The 22,413-nt window shown below is 70.1% G+C and carries 18 protein-coding genes; 16 read left to right on the top strand and 2 right to left on the bottom strand.

Going from position 1 to position 22,413, the window contains the following annotated elements:
• Nucleotides 1-82 precede the first annotated feature (82 nt).
• The 7 genes from BIV24_RS23715 (at nt 83) to BIV24_RS23745 (ending at nt 10,947) form a co-directional block, all read left to right on the top strand.
• Nucleotides 83-1,777: a DUF4192 domain-containing protein gene (locus BIV24_RS23715; protein ID WP_079168477.1), complete on the top strand. Its 1,695-nt coding sequence runs from the start codon at nt 83-85 to the stop codon at nt 1,775-1,777.
• A 193-nt stretch (nt 1,778-1,970) separates the two neighbouring features.
• Nucleotides 1,971-4,115 carry a glycogen debranching N-terminal domain-containing protein gene (locus BIV24_RS23720; protein WP_079168478.1) on the top strand — a complete coding sequence of 715 codons (2,145 nt, stop codon included), beginning with the start codon at nt 1,971-1,973 and terminating at the stop codon, nt 4,113-4,115.
• Between the two features lie 131 nt (nt 4,116-4,246).
• Nucleotides 4,247-5,005 (top strand): NUDIX hydrolase, encoded by a 759-nt coding sequence (locus BIV24_RS23725; RefSeq protein ID WP_071368449.1) that lies wholly within the window; start codon nt 4,247-4,249, stop codon nt 5,003-5,005.
• A gap of 125 nt (nt 5,006-5,130) precedes the next feature.
• Entirely contained in the window at nt 5,131-6,867 is a 1,737-nt protein-coding gene (locus BIV24_RS23730) for an ABC transporter ATP-binding protein (protein ID WP_071368450.1), read from the top strand.
• A 163-nt stretch (nt 6,868-7,030) separates the two neighbouring features.
• Nucleotides 7,031-7,918, top strand: a complete 888-nt coding sequence (locus BIV24_RS23735) for a FadR/GntR family transcriptional regulator (protein WP_071368451.1) — start codon at nt 7,031-7,033, stop codon at nt 7,916-7,918.
• A gap of 568 nt (nt 7,919-8,486) precedes the next feature.
• Nucleotides 8,487-10,007, top strand: coding sequence for an RNA polymerase sigma factor (locus BIV24_RS23740; RefSeq protein WP_071368477.1), 1,521 nt, complete (start codon nt 8,487-8,489; stop codon nt 10,005-10,007).
• A 121-nt stretch (nt 10,008-10,128) separates the two neighbouring features.
• Nucleotides 10,129-10,947, top strand: a complete 819-nt coding sequence (locus tag BIV24_RS23745) for a S1 family serine peptidase (RefSeq protein WP_071368452.1) — start codon at nt 10,129-10,131, stop codon at nt 10,945-10,947.
• Nucleotides 10,948-11,135: 188 nt separating this feature from the next.
• Here BIV24_RS23745 and BIV24_RS23750 read toward each other — a convergent pair whose 3' ends face one another.
• Entirely contained in the window at nt 11,136-11,366 is a 231-nt protein-coding gene (locus BIV24_RS23750) for a DUF7455 domain-containing protein (protein WP_071368453.1), read from the bottom strand.
• A gap of 440 nt (nt 11,367-11,806) precedes the next feature.
• Between BIV24_RS23750 and BIV24_RS23755 the strand changes: the two genes are divergently transcribed.
• The 6 genes from BIV24_RS23755 (at nt 11,807) to BIV24_RS23775 (ending at nt 18,499) form a co-directional block, all read left to right on the top strand.
• Nucleotides 11,807-13,930, top strand: a complete 2,124-nt coding sequence (locus tag BIV24_RS23755) for a DNA gyrase/topoisomerase IV subunit B (protein WP_071368454.1) — start codon at nt 11,807-11,809, stop codon at nt 13,928-13,930.
• Between the two features lie 369 nt (nt 13,931-14,299).
• Nucleotides 14,300-14,461, top strand: a complete 162-nt coding sequence (locus BIV24_RS34550) for a hypothetical protein (protein ID WP_177198803.1) — start codon at nt 14,300-14,302, stop codon at nt 14,459-14,461.
• Complete coding sequence (locus BIV24_RS23760; RefSeq protein WP_071368455.1) at nt 14,458-15,609, top strand: sensor histidine kinase; 1,152 nt, start codon at nt 14,458-14,460, stop codon at nt 15,607-15,609. Before BIV24_RS34550 ends, BIV24_RS23760 begins: the two co-directional genes overlap by 4 nt.
• Nucleotides 15,606-16,283 carry a response regulator transcription factor gene (locus BIV24_RS23765; protein WP_071368456.1) on the top strand — a complete coding sequence of 226 codons (678 nt, stop codon included), beginning with the start codon at nt 15,606-15,608 and terminating at the stop codon, nt 16,281-16,283. The genes BIV24_RS23760 and BIV24_RS23765 overlap by 4 nt, the downstream gene beginning before the upstream one ends.
• A gap of 69 nt (nt 16,284-16,352) precedes the next feature.
• Entirely contained in the window at nt 16,353-16,910 is a 558-nt protein-coding gene (locus tag BIV24_RS23770) for a DUF485 domain-containing protein (RefSeq protein WP_079168479.1), read from the top strand.
• Nucleotides 16,907-18,499 (top strand): solute symporter family protein, encoded by a 1,593-nt coding sequence (locus tag BIV24_RS23775; protein ID WP_071368457.1) that lies wholly within the window; start codon nt 16,907-16,909, stop codon nt 18,497-18,499. Before BIV24_RS23770 ends, BIV24_RS23775 begins: the two co-directional genes overlap by 4 nt.
• A 111-nt stretch (nt 18,500-18,610) precedes the next feature.
• On the opposite strand, the gene BIV24_RS23780 is transcribed toward BIV24_RS23775, so the two are convergent.
• A complete protein-coding gene (locus tag BIV24_RS23780; RefSeq protein ID WP_071368458.1) occupies nt 18,611-19,303 on the bottom strand; it encodes a response regulator in 693 nt (230 codons plus the stop codon).
• Nucleotides 19,304-19,464: 161 nt separating this feature from the next.
• Between BIV24_RS23780 and BIV24_RS23785 the strand changes: the two genes are divergently transcribed.
• The 3 genes from BIV24_RS23785 to BIV24_RS23795 all read left to right on the top strand — a co-directional run bounded on the left by BIV24_RS23785 (nt 19,465) and on the right by BIV24_RS23795 (nt 22,336).
• A complete protein-coding gene (locus BIV24_RS23785; protein ID WP_071368459.1) occupies nt 19,465-20,280 on the top strand; it encodes an ABC transporter ATP-binding protein in 816 nt (271 codons plus the stop codon).
• Nucleotides 20,270-21,133 carry an ABC transporter permease gene (locus BIV24_RS23790; RefSeq protein ID WP_071368460.1) on the top strand — a complete coding sequence of 288 codons (864 nt, stop codon included), beginning with the start codon at nt 20,270-20,272 and terminating at the stop codon, nt 21,131-21,133. Before BIV24_RS23785 ends, BIV24_RS23790 begins: the two co-directional genes overlap by 11 nt.
• A 141-nt stretch (nt 21,134-21,274) precedes the next feature.
• Nucleotides 21,275-22,336, top strand: a complete 1,062-nt coding sequence (locus BIV24_RS23795; protein ID WP_071368461.1) for an ABC transporter substrate-binding protein — start codon at nt 21,275-21,277, stop codon at nt 22,334-22,336.
• Nucleotides 22,337-22,413: the final 77 nt, after the last annotated feature.

The raw sequence follows: 22,413 nt of genomic DNA on the forward strand, positions 1-22,413 counted from the left end.
TGTGGACAACTCGTGGCGTGTCCATGGCTGTAGTTGTCCACAGGCGCAAGCGGAATTCCGTGATCCGCGAGATGGTCACGGCATGACGAATCACGACGAAGCGGACGGCTTCTCCGGCATTGGTGAGACGGGCGCATCCGCACACCATGGCGGCGAGCCCACCGCGTACACGGGACACGGCTCCTCGGCGGACCCCGGCAGCGAGCCCCAGGTCACGCTGCGCACCCCTGCCGAGCTGGCCGACGCTCTGCCGTACCTGCTCGGGTACCGCCCCGAGGACAGCATCGTGCTGGTCGCGCTGCACGACCGGGAGAGACGAGGGAGCTTCGGCGGGCGAGCACGGCTCGGCATTCCGGCCCACGCCGACGACTGGTCGTCCGCGGCGCGGCAGTTGGTGCACGGGTTGGTGACCGGCAGCGAACGCAGAGGCGCCCACCCGCAGAGCATGGTCGCCTACCTCGTCCAGGAACCCGCGCGCGGGGAGACGGGGCGTGACGTCATGGAACGCCTCAGGCCGCTCGCTCAGGCGCTGCGCACAACCTGCGGCAGCCTCGACATTCCCGTCGTGGAGGCGCTGTGCATCTCCGACGGCCGCTACTGGTCGTACTGCTGCCCGGGCCCCGGCTGCTGCCCGGCCGCGGGGCGGCGGATGGGCCTGCCCGGCACCTCCGTCCTGGCCGCCGCCGCGACCTATGCAGGGCTTCAAGTGCGCGGCACCCTCAAGGAGTTCAGGGTGAGACTCAGTCCCTGGGAGACATCGGCCGCGCTCAACCAGGAGGTGGCGCTGGACGCCGCGAGCCTGGCACTCGTACCGAGGATCCTGGACGGCGACACCCGGGAGGACGTCGCCGCGGAAACACTCGGGCTGGCCGAGCGGGTCATGGTGCGCCTCGCCGCGGCGCCTCCCGTGCCCGGCACGCTGCCGGCGGACCTTCGCGACGACGAACTGCTCGGTCATGACGAGGCGGCGGCCCTGATCCTCGGGCTGCAGGACCGCACGACACGCGACCGCGCCGCGGCGTGGATGGAGGGCGCGGAGGCGCCGGTGGCCCTGAGGCTGTGGCGTGCCCTGGCCCGCCGCTGCGTCGGATCGTACGGAGAGCATGCCGCGGCGCCTCTGACGCTCGCCGGATGGGTCGCCTGGTCGATCGGCGACGAACTCGAGGCCCGCGAAGCCCTCGCCATGGCCCTGGGCGCGGATCCCGGCTACCTCTTCGCCCGCCTCCTGCACCAGGCCTGCAATGAGGGCCTGGACCCGGAGTCCGTCCGCCGGTGCCTGCGGGCGGAGAGAGCGGATCGCGCGGGCCAGGAGCGCCCCGAAGAGGACGCACATGGCCCGTCGGCCGAGGGTGCCGACGCGCCGACTGCCACCGGGGACGAGCCCATGCCCGCTGAACCGCCGGCGGTGGCCACCGGCCGCGAGCCCATGCCGGACGGCCGCGCGGCAGTCGCCGAGAGCGTTGGGCCGCTGTCTGATGCCAACCCTGCCGCGATCGCCCCCGCCGCCCCGCCCTCCAGCCCGGGACAGGCCGGCGCCGCGGTGCGGTCGTGGCGCGCGGTTGCTCTTCCCCGACGGCATCGCAAGGCACGTCCACCGGTCGGCGGCAGCCGGCCGAGCCGCCGCTCGCCCAGAACGGCCGACGCCCGCCATCGGCGCCCCTCCGACGCCGCGACCACCGGCGAGAGGGGGCGGCTGACATCCGACGACGTGCCTGGCCGGCTCGGGACCCGCCGCGATTCCGGCCGGTCTGCGGGGGAGGAAGGAACCTGCGCGTGACCTGATTTTCCGACGCACCGCCGTTCGGTCGGCTTCCCCGGCCAGGAGCGTGACCCCGGGCGTGCCCGTTCCGTTCACCTGGGTGGCGGAACCCGTGCCCGGGTCGCGCCGCTACATCGCTTACGACCCGTTGGAGCCCCTCACCCGGCGCCGGGCGCGCCCCAGGCGCACCGAGCGCAGAGGAAGCCGCCTCATGCCCCTGTCCACACTGCCCTTCGCCCATGACGGCGACCGACCTCCCCGCCACGGCCCGTCGGCGCCCACTTCGCCGACGGGTACCCCACCGGTTGCGGCCGGGGACCCGGGCCGATCACCGGCGCCCGCGCTGCCCGCCGACCGTCCGCAACTCTCCGGCCCGACCTGGCGCCATCTCCTCCCACGGCGCCGCTTCGTCGACCTGCCACCTACCCACGCCGCGCTGATCTGCGTCGCCCTGCCCGGACTGGCGATCTCCACGGACCAGGGGCAGTTGACGGGGCGAGGTCTGGAGGGGTTCTACCACGCGGGCCGGCGCATGCTCTCCCGCTGCCGGCTGCGGGTGGCGGGCCGGGAGCCGCTCGCCGTACAGGCCCGGATGATCGCCGCCGACCGCGCCCGCTTCGTGGGGACGGTACACGCGTCCCCCGATGCCGGCCCGGATCCGGACGTCGTCGTGGAACGCATCCGACGCGCGGACGGGACGGAGCTGATCATCCTGCACAGCGCGGCCCCGCGCCCCCTGCGCCTGCCCGTGGAGGTGGCCCTCGGCACGGACCTCGCGGAGCTGGGTGCGATCGCCTCGGGCAGTACGGGGCCCGAACTCGCCGCCAGCGTCCACGACTCCGGGCTGCGCTGGTCCTGCCGGACGGGCGACTGTACGGTCACGGCCCACCCGCCGCCCGCCGACGCCCTCGCCTCAGCCGGACTCCTGCGCTGGCAGTTGGAGCTGCCACCCGGGGGGAGGCGGAGCCTGGAACTGCGGGTGCGGCAGAAAGGGACCGGTCGCGTCAGAACGGTGGGCCGTCGCGTCAGAAGTCCGTTCGCACCGGCCGTGGCCACCGGAGACGATCCCAGGGTCCAGCCGTTGCTGCGCACCTGCGTCGAGGACCTCCACGCCCTGCTGCTGCGCGACCCCGTCAACCCCACCGACACCCATCTCGCGGCAGGGGCACCGTGGCGCTGCGGACCGGCGCCCGCCGAGGCCCTGGCGGCGGCACGGATAACGCTGCCGCTCGGCACCCGGCTGGCCGTCGGCACGTTGCGGATCCTGGCCCGCACCCAACTCGGCGGTCCAGGACGGGAATCGGGCATGATCCCGGGGCCTCGGCGGGACGCCGGCGCACACCTCCCGCCGGGTTGCACGGGCACCGAGGCCACCCTGTTGTTCCCGGTGCTCCTCGCGGAGGCCCGACGGTGGGGACTGCCGGAACGGAAGGCGGAGGAACTGCTGCCCGCGGCCGAGCACTGCCTGCGGTGGCTGCGCATCACCGTCGGTGATGGCGTCTACCTTTGCGACCCGCAGCCGGGCGGGCCGCAGCGCTGCGAGATCCAGGCGTACGCCCACCGGGCCGCCCTCCTCGGCGCCGACCTGCTCGACGCCTACGGGCGCCCGGGCGCATCGGAGCTGCGCCAGTGGGCGCAGGCATTGCGCGACGCGTTCGGCGAGGACTTCTGGATCGAGGACCCCTCGGGCGGCAGACCGGCGGCCGCCCGTACCCGGGACGGACGTCTCGTGCCGCACCTCGGCGCGGGTGCCGCCCACCTTCTCGACACGGGCCTGCTCGGTTCCGGCACCCTGGCGCCCGGCCTGCTCGACAAGGCGCGGACCGAGCAACTCGCCAGGCTGCTCGGGGGAACGGCCGCGGACTCGGGCTGGGGACTGCGGGGGCTGAGCGCCACCGAGGCGGCGTACAACCCGTTCGGACACCGCAGTGGGGCCGTGCGGATCCAGGAGACGGCGGTCGCCGTCGCGGGACTGGCCGCCGCGGGTCACGAGAGGGAGGCGAGCGGACTGCTGCAGGGGATGCTGGCGGCGGCGGAGGCGTTCGATTACCGGCTGCCCGAGATGTTCGCGGGCGAGCCGCGCACGAAGGGCAGTGACCCGGTGGCGCATCCGGCGGCCTGCCGCCCCGCCGCCACGGCGGCCGCCGCCGGCGTGCTGCTTCTCACCGCGCTCGCCGGCATCCGCCCGGACGCCCCGGCGAAAACGGTGACCCTGCGTCCGATGCGCACCGCCCCGCTCGGCGAGATTGTCCTGACGGGACTGAGGCTCGCCGGAGCTCCCTTCTCCGTGCGCGTCGGCCGGATCGGCCTTGCCATGGTGGAGGAGGCGGCCGACGGACTGCAGCTGGGGGTGTGATCCCGGGTGAAGGGATGGAGGACTGTGGACGGCGGCCGGTGATGAGACCCGTATCGGACAGAAGTGGATCAGCGGTCGAAGCAGTTGGCGAAGGGAGTGTTTATCGTCAGGCAGACGACTATGATCGCGGCATGCCCTACGACCCGTCAGCCTTTCCGTCCTTCGCTGTCACCGTGGACCTGGTCGTGCTGACCGTGCGCCGCCATGCCCTGTGCGCGCTGGCGGTGCGAAGGGGCGAGCCTCCCTTCCAGGGGCGGTGGGCGCTTCCCGGCGGCTTCGTACGGGCCGACGAGGACCTGGCGCAGGCCGCGGCGCGCGAGCTTGCAGAGGAGACGGGGCTGAGCGCCCACGACCCGTCCGCACCGGCGCAGGACAACGGCGCCCATCTGGAGCAGCTGGCCACCTACGGAGACCCGCAGCGCGACCCGCGGATGAGGGTGGTCAGCGTCGCCCATCTGGCGCTCGCCCCCGACCTGCCCGCGCCCCGGCCCGGCAGTGACGCCGACAGTGCGCGCTGGGCACCCGTGGAGGAGCTGCTCCAGCAGGGAGGGTACGGCAGGGACGGGGAGCAGGCGGCGCCGCTCGCCTTCGATCACGCACAGATCCTGGCGGACGGTGTCGAGCGCGCTCGCTCCAAGATCGAGTACTCGTCGCTGGCCACGGCCTTCTGCCCACCCGAGTTCACTGTCGGCGAGCTGCGCCGGGTCTACGAGGCCGTATGGGGCGTCGCGCTCGACCCGCGCAACTTCCACCGCAAGGTGACCGGCACCCCCGGCTTCCTTGTTCCCACGGGCGGTACGACGACCCGGCAGGGCGGCCGCCCCGCGCAGCTCTTCCGCGCGGGCGGCGCCACGCTGCTCAACCCGCCGATGCTGCGCCCCGAGGTCTGACCATCGAACGGACGCGGACCGGACGGGGGGCCGACCCGAACAGACGTCCGAACGGGGAGTATGTCGGCGCCCGGCCACCCTCAGGGTGACCGAAAAAGTGGATATATCGCGCTATCTTACTTCGGGTGATCCAGGCGATCGGACTGACCAGCATCTCCCGTAAGGACCTTCCGCCCGCCGTCGACGACGTGTCCTTCGAGGCGCACGCAAGCCGCGTCACCGCGCTCCTCGGGGCTTGTGGCGCGGGTAAGACGACGGTGCTCAGGCTCATGCTCGAACTCCAACAGGGCCGGGGCCTCACCTGCTTCCGAGGGCGTCCGCTGCACCGCATCGCCCGCCCCGCGCAAGAGGTGGGCGCCCTCCTCGGAGACGTCCCCGGTCATCCCGCTCACACGGTCCGCGAACATCTGCGCATGCTGTCCGCAGCTGTGGGCGTGTCCGTCCGCCGGGCTGACGAAGTCCTCGAAGCGGTCGGGCTCGGCAGTCTGCGCGACGAGCGACTGGGCACCCTCTCGCGCGACACGGACCGCCGCCTCGGGCTCGCCGGCGCCCTGCTCGCCGATCCGCACACGCTCGTCCTCGACGACCCGGCCCACGGTCTCTCCGCCCGTGAGGGTCGCTGGTTGCATGGCATGCTGCGCGCGCACGCCGCCCAGGGCGGCACCGTGCTGTTCGCCACGAGAGACCCCAAGGAGGCCGCACGCACCGCCGACCGTGTCCTCACGCTCGACAACGGCCGGATCGTCGCCGATCAGGAGACCGCCGACTTCGCCCGCACCCGGCTGCGGCCGCGCGTCACCGTCCGCAGCCCGCACGCCGTCCGCCTCGGCACTCTGCTCGCCAACGAGGGCAGTGCGGCCCAGCGTTCGGTGGAGGTCGTCCACGAGGCAGGCAACCGGCTGTCGGTGTACGGCAGTACGTGCGCCGATGTCGGCGAGACCGCGTTTCGAAACGGCGTCCTCGTGCATCAACTGACCGACGAAATCGGCGATATGGGGCCGCGTGCGGGTGCCGCGGCGGCCCCGCCGCGCCCCGGCGAGGCCCTGGAACCGGGCGGCCCGTCCTCGCTGCCACCGCCCATCGGCGTCCGACCTGCCCCCGGTCCGCTGCGCCCGCTGCGCTACGAGGTGCGCCGCGCCACCGGAACCGGGACGGGATACCGCACCGCGGCCGCCGTACTTGTCATCTCCGCCCTCGCCTGCCTGCTTCTCGCCCGCATCGGGCACACACCGCAGCACCGTCTGCTGGCGGCCTGGCCGCGCGAGCTCCCGCTGCCGCCCGCGGCGCTCGGTGCAGGACTGCTCGGCGCCCACACCTTCGGTGACGAGTTCCGCCACCCCGTTCTGGCGGGGCCCCGGGGCGACGTCCCCCGCAGCCTGGGGCTGCTTGCCGCGAAACTCCTCGTCGCCGGGTTCGCCGCGGTGACGCTGGCGCTGCTCGCGGCCGGCGGTGATCTCGGGCTGCTCTACCTCCTCCGCGGACGCGAACTCGCCGAGGTTCCCGCCGACTGGCCTTTTTTCGCCGCGAGTTGGTTCGGGCTGCTCGTGGGGTGCGCCTGGGCCGGTGTTCTGGCCGCCGGTATCTTCCGGTCCACGTCCGCCGGGCTCGCCGCGGTGCTCGCGGTGCCCGTCCTGGTCGTTCCGCTTGTACAGAAGGCATGGGGGCAATCCCTTCGGGCCGCGGCGGACTTCAGCGCGCGGATGCACGGGCCCGCACCGCTGCGGTGGCCCTTCGCAGGGGAGCGTTGTCTGGCTTTCCTGGCGCGCGTGATCGCCCAACCTGTGGGCAGCGCACTGGCATTGTCCGTGACCGCGCTGCTGTGCGCGTATCTGCTCGCAACCCTGCGCAGCAGGGCCCGATGACGACCATCCGTACGCATCCGGTCCCCTCATGTGCACAACTCCCCCGAAGCGCGCTCACTTCTTTCCGATAAGGCGTCAATTGCGGCGCAGTGAGCGATCACCCTTTCGTGTGCTTTTCACCAAAGACCTCAAGGGAGTTGGAGGCGGCGCCGACAAAGGATCCGTGAGTACCCTTGCGCACACCATGATGACCGCCGCCCGCTCCACAGACTCCGACCTGGCCGGATCGGGCGAACTCGACCGATACCCCTACGCCGAGGCGCCCCCCGCCGACCGCGTCGGCGCACCTTCCTGGGAGGGCGCGGGACCGGAACTCGGCCGCGTCGGCCGGCGTGCCGCGGGAAGCCGCGGACGCGGGCTGCACGGCCAACTCGTCCAGCAGCTGGGTCAGATGATCGTCTCCGGAGACCTGGGCGCGGACCGCCCGCTGGTGCCCGAGGAGATCGGCCAGCGCTTCGAGGTGTCCCGCACCGTCGTCCGTGAGTCGTTGCGCGTCCTGGAGGCCAAGGGCCTGGTCAGCGCCCGCCCGAATGTCGGCACGCGCGTGCGTCCCGTGAGTGACTGGAATCTCCTCGATCCGGACATCATCGAGTGGCGGGCCTTCGGGCCGCAGCGTGACGACCAGCGCCGCGAGCTCAGTGAGCTGCGCTGGACCATCGAGCCGCTCGCCGCCCGCCTGGCCGCCGGGCACGGGCGCGAGGAGGTGCAGCAGCGGCTCGGCGACATGGTCGAGATCATGGGCCACGCCATGGGGCAGGGCGACTCCCTGACCTTCTCGCGCGCCGACGCGGAGTTCCACTCGCTGCTCATCCAGGTCGCCGGAAATCGCATGCTGGAGCACCTCTCCGGCATCGTCTCGGCCGCCCTGCAGGTCTCCGGTGGTCCGGTCACCGGTTGCGAGCGTCCGAACGACACCACCCTGGCCCAGCACGCCCGCATCGTCGACGCACTCGCCTCGGGCGACGGCGCGGCAGCCGAGGGAGCCATGCGTCAACTGCTCACCGTCCATCCCGAGGTGGAGCGCGTGGTCCCGGCGCCGCGCGAACACTGACCGCCTACGGCGGGCGGTGCGACCGGGAGCGGGCGCCCTCGTGTGGCAGCAACCGGCCTGTGCGCCGGTGGCCGCCCGGGCGCCGTTCACCTGCTGTCGGATTCCGCCGGATCCTCCTGGAACCCGGCGGCGTCCGACGGAGACCGGCGGCACTGCCGGTCGAAGAGGGCGACGCCGTTGCGGGCGGTCCGGTGCCGGACCCGGGTGTCGCGGATCGGTGGTGGATTCCCTGTGTCGGTTGCGGGTTCCACCTCCACGGTGCGAGGCCGTGGAGCTTCCGCTGGCCGTCCAGCGGCCATGACGCCGAGTGGTCATTTTTGCCCGTACCTGGACGTTTTTGAGCGGTTACGGGGTGTGACTCGGGCCACGCAGATTCGGCGTAACGCTCCCTGGATCTGTGCGATGACCTAAGAGGTGACAGTCGCGGAGGGAATACGGACGCCGTTCACGGCGCTGTGCATCCTCCCGGCCCCGCCCGTGCCGTCGGCCCATCCCCAAGCCGGCGGTCGGCCCCTGTCCGATGTGGACGGGGCCGGAAGCCGCTTTCCAACGTTCCGAGAGGTTGTTCGTGTCGGCCAGCACATCCCGTACGCTCCCGCCGGAGATCGCCGAGTCCGTCTCTGTCATGGCCCTCATTGAGCGGGGAAAGGCTGAGGGGCAGATCGCAGGCGACGATGTGCGTCGGGCCTTCGAAGCTGACCAGATTCCGGCCACTCAGTGGAAGAACGTACTGCGCAGCCTCAACCAGATCCTCGAGGAAGAGGGTGTGACGCTGATGGTCAGTGCCGCAGAGCCCAAGCGCACCCGAAAGAGCGTCGCAGCGAAGAGTCCGGCCAAGCGCACGGCCACCAGGAGCGTCGCGGCGAAGGCCGTGACCACCAAGAAGGCCACCGCCGCCGCTCCGGCCGCCGACGACTCGGCTGAGGACGCGCCCGCCAAGAAGGTTGCCGCCAAGAAGACGACCGCCAAGAAGACGGCCGCGAAGAAGACCGTTGCCAAGAAGACGGCGGCCAAGAAGACCACCGCCAAGAAGGACGACGTCGAACTGCTCGACGAGGAAGTCCTCGAGGAGACCCCCGGCAAGGGTGGCGAGGAGCCCGAGGGCGCCGAGAGCGCCGGCTTCGTACTTTCCGACGAGGACGAGGACGACGCGCCCGCGCAGCAGGTCGCCGCGGCCGGCGCCACCGCCGACCCCGTCAAGGACTACCTCAAGCAGATCGGCAAGGTCCCCCTGCTCAACGCCGAGCAGGAGGTCGAGCTTGCCAAGCGCATCGAGGCCGGCCTCTTCGCCGAGGACAAGCTGGCCAACGCCGACAAGCTCGCTCCCAAGCTCAAGCGCGAGCTGGAGATCATCGCCGAGGACGGGCGCCGCGCCAAGAACCACCTGCTGGAGGCCAACCTCCGTCTGGTGGTCTCCCTGGCCAAGCGCTACACGGGTCGCGGCATGCTCTTCCTGGACCTCATCCAGGAGGGCAACCTCGGTCTGATCCGCGCGGTCGAAAAGTTCGACTACACCAAGGGCTACAAGTTCTCCACGTACGCCACCTGGTGGATCCGTCAGGCGATCACCCGCGCGATGGCCGACCAGGCCCGCACCATCCGTATCCCGGTGCACATGGTCGAGGTCATCAACAAGCTCGCGCGTGTGCAGCGCCAGATGCTCCAGGACCTGGGCCGCGAGCCCACCCCGGAGGAGCTGGCCAAGGAGCTCGACATGACCCCGGAGAAGGTCATCGAGGTCCAGAAGTACGGCCGCGAGCCGATCTCGCTGCACACCCCGCTGGGCGAGGACGGCGACAGCGAGTTCGGTGACCTCATCGAGGACTCCGAGGCCGTCGTCCCGGCCGACGCGGTCAGCTTCACGCTCCTCCAGGAGCAGCTGCACTCCGTCCTCGACACCCTGTCCGAGCGCGAGGCGGGCGTCGTCTCCATGCGTTTCGGTCTCACCGACGGTCAGCCGAAGACCCTCGACGAGATCGGCAAGGTGTACGGCGTCACCCGTGAGCGCATCCGCCAGATCGAGTCCAAAACGATGTCGAAGCTGCGTCACCCGTCGCGTTCCCAGGTACTGCGCGACTACCTCGACTAGGCCTCCACGCGTGGCGGAGGGCCCGGCTTCCTGTGTGGAGCCGGGCCCCTCTGCATGTGCGGGACATCGCGATCTGGATCACTGTGGGTGTTCCATAATCACCTCACAGTGAGGAACGGGTATGCGTCGCCCCTTCGCCCGAGTACTGGCCTTCGCAGCTGCGGCGGCCCTGGTACCGCTCTCGCCTCCCGCGTTCGCGGCGGCAGACAGTGTTGTCATCGGAGGTTTCCCGGTCGATATCTCGCAGAGCCCTTGGACGGTCGCCCTCGCCAGTCGTGACCGGTTCGGAGGTACGCGGGCGGGGCAGTTCTGCGGGGGAGTGGCGGTGGATCGTTCCACGGTCCTGACCGCGGCCCACTGCATGAGCACGGCCGCCCTGGGGGTGCCGCCAGAGGAGGTACGGGACCTGAAGGTCATCGTGGACCGTACCGATCTGCTGTCCAGTCAGGGCAAGGAGATTCCGGTCTCCACCACCTGGGTCAATCCCCGGTACAACAGTTCTACGAACGCCGGGGACTTCGCCGTGCTCACCCTCGCCTCCCCACTGCCCGCGAGATCGGTCATCGGTATGGCTGTGGCCGGTGATCCGGCGTACACGCCCGGCACGGCCGCGACGGTGTATGGCTGGGGTGATATCAGCGGGGGCGGCAACTATGCGCACAGTCTGCGGGCGGCGCATATCCAGGTCCTGCGGGACGCGGTCTGTCAGCAGGCGTATCCCGGCGATGCCGAGGGGAAGTACACGCCCGCCTCCATGCTGTGCGCTGGAGATCCCAAGGGGGGCCACGATGCCTGCCAGGGGGACAGTGGGGGACCGCTGATCGCCAAGGGGCGGCTGGTCGGCCTGGTGTCGTGGGGGACCGGCTGTGGGTGGGCCGGAAGCCCAGGGGTCTACACGCGGGTCTCGGAGGTCGTCAAAACGCTGGGGGGCGGCGGTTGAGGGCCTGGGGCACAAGAGCGCCTACGAGTGTCGAAGACAATTCTGCGCGGGCTGCCGCAGGCTCGCGGGTGTCGCCAGGACGCTCATCGGGCACGCCGTACGCGTACGGGCGGCCACTCCCTGTGATCGGGGTGGCCGCCCGTTCACCGGCCTCGGTGCCGGTGCGGGCTCGTCGTAGGCGCGAAGTGTCAGCGCTCCTCTTCGGACGCATTTGCCGGAACGGGGGTGAGCCGCTGCGTCTCGTCCTGTATCTCAGCCGCGATCTTCTTGAGCTCCGGCTCGAACTTGCGGCCGTGGTGGGCGCAGAAGAGCAGTTCTCCGCCACTCAGGAGGACGACGCGCAGGTACGCCTGGGCGCCGCAACGGTCGCAGCGGTCAGCGGCCGTCAGCGGGCTCGCGGGGGTCAGAACTGTAGTCACGTCGCCTCTTCTCTAGCTCGACGAGCTGTCGTACCAGGGTCAACATCCAACCAGGCCGAAAACGTTCCCGCTCGCGGCTTTTCCTCGAAAATTTCTCTCCGGGCCGGCTGTCTGTTGCCGGTTGGCGGCGAATGAGCCGTATTGCGTGTCTTGCGTCGTACGGATTCGCGTTCTCTGTCGGTTGTCCGGTCCTCCCGGCGGGTTGCCGGTTGTTCATGAGGACGTGCCCGGAGCCTAAATGGTTCATGCCTCGAAGGGAACGTGATATGCGCTTCACTCGGGGTCGAGATCGAACGCTCGTACGACCCTGGACTAGTCTGAGTTCAGACGAGGGTGGCGTGACAACGGCTCTATCAGGCCTCGGTACCCTCGGACCGGCAACCGAAGCCGCCCCCTTACCCCAAAGGGCCCCCCTTGAAATTCAGCGAGGAGCGAACCGCGTGACCGCCGAGACGTCCGTGCCGTCCACAGCGCTGCTGACCGGAGCAGACCGGGACGGTTCCAACTACACCGCGCGGCACCTGCTCGTACTCGAGGGCCTCGAGGCCGTACGCAAGCGCCCCGGCATGTACATCGGCTCCACCGACAGCCGTGGTCTGATGCACTGCCTGTGGGAGATCATCGACAACTCCGTGGACGAGGCCCTGGGCGGCTACTGCGACCGCATCGAGGTGGTCCTGCACGACGACTCCTCGGTGGAGGTGCGGGACAACGGCCGCGGCATCCCGGTCGACGTAGAGCCCAAGACCCGTCTTTCCGGCGTCGAGGTCGTGATGACCAAGCTGCACGCGGGTGGCAAGTTCGGCGGCGGCTCCTACGCGGCCACCGGCGGTCTGCACGGCGTCGGCGCGTCCGTGGTGAATGCTCTCTCCGCGCGCCTGGACGTCGAGGTCGACCGCGCCGGTCACACCCACGCGATCAGCTTCCGGCGCGGCGTACCCGGTGCCTTCACCGGCGACGGTCAGGACGCCAAGTTCGAGGCCAAGGGAGGCCTGCACAGGGCCAAGAAGATCCCCAAGACCCGGACGGGCACGCGCGTGCGCTACTGGGCCGACCGCCAGATCTTCCTCAAGGACGCCAAACTCTCCCTGGAGACGCTGCACCAGCGCGCCCGCCAGACCGCGTTCCTGGTGCCCGGCCTCACCATCGTCGTCCGCGACGAGTACGGCCTCGGCGAAGGAGGCAGCAAGGGCGAGGAGTCCTTCCGCTTCGACGGCGGCATCAGCGAGTTCTGTGAGTACCTGGCGAGCGACAAGCCGGTGTGCGACGTCCTGCGCTTCTCCGGGCAGGGCACCTTCAAGGAGACGGTCCCCGTCCTGGACGACCACGGGCAGATGACGCCCACCGAGGTCACCCGGGAGCTGGGCGTCGACGTCGCGCTGCGCTGGGGGACCGGTTACGAGACGGCGCTCAGGTCGTTCGTCAACATCATCGCCACCCCCAAGGGCGGCACCCATGTCGCCGGCTTCGAGCAGGCCGTCGGCAAAACCCTGAACGAGGTGCTGCGCGCCAAGAAGCTGCTGCGTGTCGCCGAGGACGACATCATCAAGGACGACGCCCTGGAGGGGCTCACCGCGGTCGTCACCGTGCGCTTGGCCGAGCCGCAGTTCGAGGGTCAGACCAAGGAGGTCCTCGGCACCTCAGCGGCCCGCCGTATCGTCGCCAACGTGGTCTCCAAGGAACTCAAGGCGTTCCTCACCTCCACGAAGCGGGATGCCGCCCAGCAGGCCCGTGTCGTCCTCGAGAAGGCCGTCGCCGCCGCCCGCACCCGCATCGCCGCACGGCAGCACAAGGACGCGCAGCGTCGTAAGACGGCTCTGGAGTCCTCGTCGCTGCCGGCCAAGCTCGCCGACTGCCGCAGTGACGATGTCGAGCGCAGCGAGCTGTTCATCGTCGAGGGCGACTCCGCGCTCGGTACCGCGAAGCTCGCCCGGAACTCCGAATTCCAGGCGTTGCTGCCGATCCGCGGCAAGATCCTCAACGTCCAGAAGTCGTCCGTCACGGACATGCTCAAGAACGCCGAGTGCGGTGCGATCATCCAGGTCATAGGGGCCGGATCGGGCCGGACCTTCGACATCGACGCGGCCCGCTACGGCAAGATCATCATGATGACCGACGCCGATGTGGACGGCTCCCACATCCGCACCCTGCTCCTGACGCTCTTCCACCGCTACATGCGGCCCATGGTCGAGGCGGGCCGGGTGTTCGCCGCGGTGCCGCCGCTGCACCGCATCGAGATCGTCCAGCCGAAGAAGGGACAGGACAAGTACGTCTACACCTACTCGGACCGTGAGCTGCGCGACAAGCTCCTGGAGTTCCAGAGCAAGGGCATCCGCTACAAGGACTCCATCCAGCGGTACAAGGGCCTCGGTGAGATGGACGCCGACCAGCTGGCCGAGACGACGATGGACCCCCGCCACCGCACACTGCGCCGGATCAACCTCTCCGACCTCGAAGCCGCCGAGCAGGTATTCGACCTGCTGATGGGCACCGACGTGGCGCCGCGCAAGGAGTTCATCTCCAGCTCTGCGGCGACGCTGGACCGGTCGCGCATCGACGCGTAGCCGTTGCGCTCGGCCTCGGCCCCGTCCTTTCCGCCCGCCAGCCGGCCGGGCGAGGGACGGGGCCGAGGCGTTTGATGTTCGCGGGCGCTTGTTCGCGCAGCATCGACGCGCGCCGCTGCCGGCGCCCGTCCGCACGTGTCACCGGTGGCCTCGGATTGCGTCAGCTACGTTCGTCCGTGTGTGTCGCCGGGGCCTCGGGGCCAGTCACGGAGCGCCTGGCTCAGGGACGGCGCCTGGCGGCGTCGCACGCACCGTCCGAGCCGTGTCTCCACCCGTGGGTGGAGACACGGCGTCCTGGGGTCCACCCACGATCCACCTCTGCTCCGATCTGCTGACCTGCGGATTTCCGTAGCGTCGAAGGCGTCGGCGGTGCTCGCTGCCGATCGCTCCTTCCCGATCACGGAGGTTGTGATGGCCAGGCTCGCCGACGCGTTGGTGATCGTGCGGCAGTTCCGCACACGCAGGGTCGCCGCCGACCGGGGCTGGTGGCTCGCGCCCGCGATCCTGACCACGCGGAGGGTGGGCGCGTGACGGAGAACACCTGGACGCGCTGGCCCTCGCGCGAAGCGCTCGGCCGCAACGGGGTCGCGCCGCCCCGGCGCCTGCTCGCCTGGGCCGTGAGACTGCTGGTGCTCGGCATGCTCCTCTGGGGGGTCTTCAGCGACGATCACGTCCGTGGCTGGCGCGTGGCCGGAGTGGCGGTGGGCGTGATCACAGCCGCGCTCGTGTCCTGGGCCCTCTTCCGCACGACCTACGCACACAGGCTCCGGCCGTCCCTGGCGCTCGTCACGGTGCTCATGGGGATCGCGATCGCGGCGCAGGCCACCGGCTTCAGGGTCCCGGCCCTCGTGATCTGGTGCGGCTGCGGCGTCACCGCACTGGAGCGGCTGCCCCTGGCGGCCGCTCTGCCCGTGGCCTCGGTCGCCCTCGCCTCGTACTCCGCAGTCAGCAACGACGAGTGGCTGACCACCGCCGTCACCGTCGTGGGCATGGTCCTCGCCGGGTACGTCCTGCGCCTTGATGCCGAGGCCCGCGGCAACGCCCAGCGGCTGCTCGTCCAGGAGCGGGCCGCGCGGGCGGCCGAGGCGGAGTCCGCGGCCCTGGCGGAGCGCGCCCGGATCGCACGGGAGATCCACGACGTGCTGGCCCACAGCCTCTCGGCGCAACTCGTGCACCTGGAGGCGGCCCGGCTGCTGATCGAGGGGGGAGCCGATCGGCCCGAGATCCTCGAACGGGTCGTGGCGGCACGCGGGATGGCCCGGGAGGGACTCGCCGAGACACGGCAGGCGCTCTCCGCGCTGCGCGGCGAGATGTCCCCGCTCGAGGACTTCCTCAGCGAACTGGTCGCCGAGACGGACGGTGCGGGCGTCACCGTCTCGGGTGAGAGCCGGCCGTTGCCCGCTGAGGCCTCTCAGGCGGTCCGCAGGGTCGCCCAGGAGGCCCTGACGAACGTCCGCAAGCACGCTCCGGGCGCCGAAGTGCGCATACGCCTGGAGTACGCCGTGCATCAAGTGACGCTGGACGTGAGGGACTCGGGCGGATCGCCGGGTGAGCTGACCGCGTCGGGGGCCGGGTACGGTCTGCTGGGCATGCGGGAGCGTGCCGAGTTGCTGGGCGGCTCGCTGGAGGCCGGGCCGGGCGAGGAGGGATTCGTGGTGACATTGAAGGTGCCCGTATGACGGAGGAGGGGAAGCCCGCTCGGGTCGTGGTGGCGGACGATCAGACGGTGGTGCGTGAGGGCATCGTGATGCTGCTCGGCCTGCTTCCCGGGATCGAGGTCGTGGGCGCCGCCGGGGACGGGCACGAGGCCGTGCGGCTCGTCGCCGAACTCGCCCCGGACGCGGTGCTGATGGACCTGCGCATGCCGCGGTGCGACGGTGTCGAGGCGACCCGGCGTATCCGCACCGAGCACCCCGGCACCCAGGTCGTCGTGCTCACCACCTACGCGGACGACGAGTCGCTGTTCCCCGCGCTGAGAGCGGGAGCACGCGGCTATCTCACCAAGGACGCGGGCGGGGACGAGATCGTACGAGCCGTGCAGAGCGTGCTGTCCGGGAACGCCGGACTCTCCCCGAGTATCCAGCGACGGCTGCTGGAGCGGCTGTCGGAACCCGATCCGGTGCCGGCCGCGGTCGCTCAGGCGCCCGATGGACTCACCGCACGGGAAACGGAGGTGCTCGTACTGATCGCCGAGGGGCTGACCAACCAGGAGATCGCGCGCAGGCTGCATGTCTCCACCGCCACCGTGAAGACCCACATCAACAACCTCTTCGCCAAGACGGGGCTCAAGGACCGTGCCCAGGCGGTGCGTTACGCGTATACGAAGGGGCTGGCGCGGCCGCCCTCGGAGTGAGTCACCTGATGGGGTGAAGAGCGCGGGGAAGACGAGCCGGGGGTCTTCCGGTTCTGTCCATCCTTGGGCATGCAGTCAAGCAATGGTCGTTCCCGTGGCTGCGGGGATGGGCCTGAGAGTTCGGTGGAGAAGCAGGAAGGCTGCGACCCGGCCCGCGCGGGCGTAGAGGCAGCCGGACAGCCGCTGTACGGCGATCCCTGGTACGACGCGCTCGCCTCCGGATGGGGCGAGGTGGACGGGACGGGCGCTCCCGCTCCCGTCGTGCCGCCCGCGAGCCGGGAGCGTACCGGTGGGGCGTCCGAGGTCTATCTGGAGGTGCAGCGCAGCGAGGCTTTCCAGGAGGTACGCAGCCGGTACCGGAGGTTCGTGATTCCAGCTCTGGTGTTGTTCCTCACCTGGTACGTGGGCTACGTGGTGACCGCGCAGACGGCACCCGGGCTGATGGCGAGACCGGTGGCGGGCTCGGTGAACGTGGCGATGGTTGCCGGGATCGGGCAGTTCCTGACGACGTTCCTGCTCACCTGGGCGTACGCGAGGCACGCTCGGCTGCGCAGGGATCGAGCCGCTCTCGATCTGCGCTGGGACACCCAGGAGTTGACGCGCAGACTCAGAGGTGCAGAGCGGTGACCGGGCATCATCAGACTCTGGCGCTACTGCTGTTCAGCGTGTTCGTCGCGATCACGCTGGGGATCACGACATGGGTGAGCCGCAATCGGCACGGGTCGGCGGAGGAGTTCTACGCGGGCGGGCGGCTTTTCTCGCCGATGGAGAATGGTTTTGCCATCGCGGGCGACTACACGTCGGCGGCCTCGTTTCTGGGCGTCACAGGCCTCATCGCGCTCTTCGGGTACGACGGGCTGCTCTATGTGGTGGGCTTCCTCGTCGCCTGGCTCGTGGTGCTCTTCTTTGTCGCCGAACTGGTCCGCAACTGCGGACGGTTCACGCTCGCGGACGTCGTCGTGGTGCGCATGAGCGAGCGACCGGTACGTATCGCGGCCGGAACGTCCTCGGTGACCGTTTCCGTGCTCTACCTGGTGGCGCAGATGGTCGGCGCGGGCAGCTTGGTATCGCTGCTGCTCGGGGGCACGAGCGGGGCAGCGCGCGCCTGGGCCGTGATCGTTGTCGGCGCGCTGATGGTGATTTATGTGTCCCTCGGGGGGATGCGGGCCACCACCTGGATCCAGATCGTGAAGGCAGTCCTGCTGCTCAGCGGTTCGATCGCGCTGACCGTGCTCGTCCTGCTGCGATTCCACGGGGACATCGACGCGTTGCTGCGGACGGCGGCCGAGCGCAGCGGGCACGGTGAGGCGTTCCTCGCGCCCGGCCTGAAGTACGGCGGGGACTGGACCTCCCGGGCCGACTTCATCAGTCTGGGCCTGGCGCTGGTGCTGGGCACGGCCGGGTTGCCGCACATCCTGTCCCGCTTCTACACCGTGCCGACCGCGCGGGCTGCACGCCGCTCGGTCGTCTGGGCGGTCGGGCTCATCGGCGGCTTCTACCTGATGGCGATCGTGCTGGGATTCGGTGCGGCCGCCGTCCTCGGACCGGACGCCGTGCGGAAGTCGAACGCGGCCGGGAACACGGCGGTGCCGCTGCTCGCACTGAACCTCGGCGGCGGGGCCGACTCCGCTGGGGGCACGGTGCTGTTCGCCGTGGTCGCCGCGGTCGCCTTCGCCACGATCCTCGCGGTCGTCGCCGGGATCACCCTCGCCTCCTCGGCCGCGGTGGCTCACGACCTGTACCCGTCGCTGCGGCGCCGTCGTGCCGAGCCACGCGGCGAGGTGGCCGTGGCGCGGGTCGCCGCCGTCGGTATCGGCGTGGTCGCGATCACGCTCGGGCTGCTGGCCCGCAACCTCAACGCGGCCTTCCTGGTGGGGCTCGCCTTCGCGGTCTCCGCGTCCGCGAACCTTCCCGTGCTGATGTACTCGCTGTTCTGGCGCGGCTTCACCACCCGTGGGGCCGTGTGGGCGGTATACGGCGGCCTCGTGCCCGCCCTCGGGCTCGTTCTGCTGTCCCCGGTGGTCTCGGGGAGCCCCGACTCGCTGTTCCCGGCGGTCGACTTCCAGTACTTCCCGCTGCAGAACCCGGGCATCGTCTCCATCCCGCTGGGCTTCCTCGCGGGCTGGCTGGGCACGGTCACCTCGGCGGAGCCGCCGGACGAGGCCAAGCACGCGGAGACCGAGGTGCGGTCGCTGACGGGTGCCGGGGCGGTCTGACACCGGGCGCCCCGGCCTCGTACACCACGCCCCGGGCAGGCGGAGGGGCCGGTACGTCATCGCCGTACCGGCCCGCGGCCGTGCGAGACCCTCTGGGGCGTACAGGATCTCCTACGGTGCCACCCAGGCGTACCGGTGCTCGGGTCGTCCCGTGTCGCCGTACTTCAGGGAGAGATGCAGCCGGCCCGCCTGTTCCAGGTGGCGCAGGTAGCGCTGGGCGGTGGAGCGGCTGAGGCCCGTCCGGGCGGCCACCTCGTGGGCGGAAAGCGGATGGTCGGCCCCGTGCAGTACTTCGCAGATGAGGTCTGTCGTCGGCTCCGAGTGGCCGCTGGGCAACCCGGGCGACGAGGAGGCGGGCGCAGTGCGCAGGGCGCCGAAGATGCGGTCGACCTGTTCCTGGCCCGCCACACCGCGGCCGCCGACGCGGTCGACGGTGCGCCGCAGGGCGGCGTATGAGTCGAGGCGTGTGCGCAGGGCTGCGAAAGTGAACGGTTTGACCAGGTAGTGCAGGGCGCCCAGACGCATCGCGGCCTGCACGGTCGCCACGTCTCCCGCCGCTGTGATCATGATGACATCGGTGCCATGGCCGCGCTCACGCATGTGGTGGACCAGTTGGAGGCCTGTCTGGTCGGGCAGGTAGTGGTCGACCAGGACCAGGTCGATCGGGGCACGTTCCACCGCGGCGAGCGCCTGGCTGGCGTTGTGCGCGCGGGCGGCGACCCGGAAACCGGGAACCTTTCCTACGTATTTGGCGTTGATCTCGGCGACGCGGAAGTCGTCGTCCACGACCAGGACGTCAATCATCGGGCCTCTCTCCCTCAATGCCAGGCGAGCGTAAAGCCCGTGTTTCGGCTCCGTTGTTGTAGCGCGAGCAAAACGAGCACAACAGACTCTTGCAAGCAGAAGTCGGGGTTGTGCCCAGAAGACTGCTGCTGTGCCCCGCACCGCATCTACGGTCCCGGGCCATGAGCGCAAACACCAGCCCCGCAATCGAGCTGCGGGGCGCGAGCAAGGTCTTCAAGACCCCGGCAGGGGGTCTGCACACGGCTGTCAGGGAACTGGATCTGACCGTCGAGCGAGGTGAGTTCGTCGCCGTCGTCGGACCCACCGGGTGCGGCAAGTCGACGACCCTGACCCTGGTCAGTGGCCTGGAGGAGCCCACCGAGGGCGAGGTCCTGGTGGCCGGCGAGCCCGTCGACGGAGTCGGGGACAAGGTCGGTTTCGTCTTCCAGCAGGACGCCACGTTCCCCTGGCGTACGGTCCTGTCCAACGTCATGGCGGGCCCGCGCTTCCGTGGCGTGCCCAAGGCGGAGGCCAAGCAGAAGGCGCGCGAATGGCTCGCCCGGGTCGGGCTCGCGGCCTTCGAGGACCGCTACCCCCACCAGCTCTCCGGCGGCCAGCGCAAGCGCGTCGCCCTCGCCGCCACCTTCGTCAACGACCCTGAGATCCTGCTCATGGACGAGCCCTTCTCGGCACTCGACGTGCAGACCAGGGCCCTGATGTCGGACGAGTTGCTGGAACTGTGGGAGGGCACGGGCGCCTCGGTCGTCTTCGTCACCCACGACCTCGAGGAGTCCATCGCGCTGGCCGACAAGGTGGTCGTGATGACCGCTGGGCCCGCGACCGTGAAGCAGGTCTTCGACATCGACCTGCCGCGCCCGCGCAAGGTCGAGTCGGTGCGCCTGGAGCCGCGGTTCATCGAGATCTACCGCGAGATCTGGGAGTCGCTGGGCGAAGAGGTCCGCATCACGCGCGAGAGGGGTGCCGCCCATGTCGCCTGAGGCCATCTCCGCCCCGGCTCCCGTCGACGCTCTCAAGCCCGACCGCGCCCACTCACGCGCGCGTGCCGCCCGCAGACGCAAGGCTGTCGTCACCCTCGCGCGCGTGCTGCTGCTGGTCGCTGTGCTCGGACTGTGGGAAGCGCTGTCGCGGAACAAGGTCATCGACCCGTTCAACTTCTCGATGCCGTCGGAGATCTGGGACCAGATCTACACCTGGGTCACACACGGCACCGCGCTCGGCTCGCTCGGCGAGCAGATCTGGGTCACGCTCCAGGAAGCGCTGTTCGGCTGGATACTCGGGGTTGTGACCGGTGTGGTCTTCGGTATCGCGCTGGGACGCGTCGCCTTCCTGGCCGATGTCCTTGGTCCGTACATCAAGGTGCTCAACTCCATCCCCAGGATCGTCCTCGCCCCGATCTTCGTGATCTGGTTCGGGCTCGGGTCGGCCTCCAAGATCGCCTCGGCCGTCGTCCTGGTCTTCTTCCCGGTCTTCTTCAACGCCTTCCAGGGCGCCCGTGAGGTGGACCGCAACCTCGTCGCCAACGCCCGCATCCTGGGCGCCAGCAACCGCCGCGTGACGCTTCAGGTCGTCATCCCGTCGGCCACCTCGTGGATCTTCACCAGCCTCCACGTCAGCTTCGGCTTCGCCCTCATCGGCGCCATTGTCGGCGAGTACATCGGCGCCACCCAGGGCATCGGCCTGCTCGTCGCCCAGTCCCAGGGCACCTTCAACTCGGCCGGTGTGTACGCCGCGATGGTCATCCTCGCAGTTGTCGCGCTGGTGGCCGAGGGCCTGCTCACCTTCGCCGAGCGCCGCATCTTCCGCTGGAAGGCGTCGGACTCCGGGCACTGACCGCCCCCGTCTCCGCGGGCCCGGGTGCCGTCCCAGGACACCTCGTGACGCCGCCCGCCCGTTTCGGCGACCTCCGCTCAACACCCCTCGGGGCATTCGTACTTCTTCCCGCACAGCTCTCTCACAAGGACGTGAACCGTCATGCGCAAGTCCGCCAGATTCGCCGCCTTCGCAGCAGCCGGCCTGCTCGCCGTCACCTCGCTCACCGCCTGTGCCAACGACGCCGCCTCCAGCACATCCTCCGGCTCGGGCAGCAAGGGCGGCGGCAAGGGCGAGAAGGTCAAGATCATGGTGGGTGGTCTGGACAAGGTCATCTACATGCCCGCCGTGCTCACGCAGCGGCTCGGGTACTTCGATGCCGAGGGCCTCGATGTGGAACTGCTGAGCGAGCCGGCCGGTGTTCAGGCCGAGACCGCGCTCGTCTCGGGGCAGGTCCAGGGGGCGGTCGGCTTCTACGACCACACGCTCGACCTGCAGACCAAGGGCAAGCACGTCGAGTCCGTGGTGCAGTTCTCGCACGCGCCCGGTGAGGTCGAGATCGTCTCCAACAAGCACGCGAAGGACATCACCTCCCCCAAGGACTTCAAGGGCAGGAAGCTCGGCATCACCGGCCTCGGCTCCTCGACCGACTTCCTCACCAAGTACCTCGCGGTGAAGAACGGCGTCGACGTCAGCGAGTTCAGCCCGGTCGCCGTCGGCGCCGGATCGACCTTCATCGCCGCCCTGCAGAAGGGCTCCATCGACGCCGGGATGACCACCGACCCGACTGTCGCCACGATCCTCCAGAAGGACCTCGGCAAGGTGCTCGTCGACATGCGGACACCGGAGGGGTCGCAGGAGGCGTTCGGCGGCCCGTACCCGTCGTCCAGCCTGTACATGCAGACGGACTGGGTCAACAGTCACAAGGACACGGTCCAGAAGCTGGCCAATGCCTTCGTGAAGACCCTGAAGTGGATGTCCACGCACTCCGCGAACGAGATCGCCGACAAGATGCCGGCCGACTACTCCCAGGGTGACAAGACGCTCTACGCGAACGCCATCAAGAGCACGCTGCCCATGTTCACCAAGGACGGCGTGATGCCCGAGGGCGGTCCCGAGACGGTCCAGAAGGTGCTCAAGGCGTTCAACCCCAACATCAAGGACGCCGCCATCGACCTTGACAAGACCTACACGACGGAGTTCGTGAAGAAGGCCGCGGGCTGAGCCGATCGGCCGTGCTCTCAGACGCGGGCCGCCCAGCAGCGACTGCCTGGGCGGCCCGCGTCGACGTGTCCGAGGTT

The sequence above is a fragment of the Streptomyces colonosanans genome (assembly GCF_001866645.1).
GTDB lineage: Bacteria > Actinomycetota > Actinomycetes > Streptomycetales > Streptomycetaceae > Streptomyces > Streptomyces colonosanans.

What these genes read in the sequence shown, in the direction of transcription:
- BIV24_RS23790 (WP_071368460.1), top strand. Translation starts at nt 20,270, where the DNA reads ATGTCGCCTGAGGCCATCTCCGCCCCGGCTCCCGTCGACGCTCTCAAG.
- BIV24_RS23770 (WP_079168479.1), top strand. Translation starts at nt 16,353, where the DNA reads ATGCAGTCAAGCAATGGTCGTTCCCGTGGCTGCGGGGATGGGCCTGAG.
- BIV24_RS23780 (WP_071368458.1), bottom strand. Translation starts at nt 19,303, where the DNA reads ATGATTGACGTCCTGGTCGTGGACGACGACTTCCGCGTCGCCGAGATC.
- BIV24_RS23745 (WP_071368452.1), top strand. Translation starts at nt 10,129, where the DNA reads ATGCGTCGCCCCTTCGCCCGAGTACTGGCCTTCGCAGCTGCGGCGGCC.
- BIV24_RS23715 (WP_079168477.1), top strand. Translation starts at nt 83, where the DNA reads ATGACGAATCACGACGAAGCGGACGGCTTCTCCGGCATTGGTGAGACG.
- BIV24_RS23795 (WP_071368461.1), top strand. Translation starts at nt 21,275, where the DNA reads ATGCGCAAGTCCGCCAGATTCGCCGCCTTCGCAGCAGCCGGCCTGCTC.
- BIV24_RS23785 (WP_071368459.1), top strand. Translation starts at nt 19,465, where the DNA reads ATGAGCGCAAACACCAGCCCCGCAATCGAGCTGCGGGGCGCGAGCAAG.
- BIV24_RS23720 (WP_079168478.1), top strand. Translation starts at nt 1,971, where the DNA reads ATGCCCCTGTCCACACTGCCCTTCGCCCATGACGGCGACCGACCTCCC.
- BIV24_RS23765 (WP_071368456.1), top strand. Translation starts at nt 15,606, where the DNA reads ATGACGGAGGAGGGGAAGCCCGCTCGGGTCGTGGTGGCGGACGATCAG.
- BIV24_RS23725 (WP_071368449.1), top strand. Translation starts at nt 4,247, where the DNA reads ATGCCCTACGACCCGTCAGCCTTTCCGTCCTTCGCTGTCACCGTGGAC.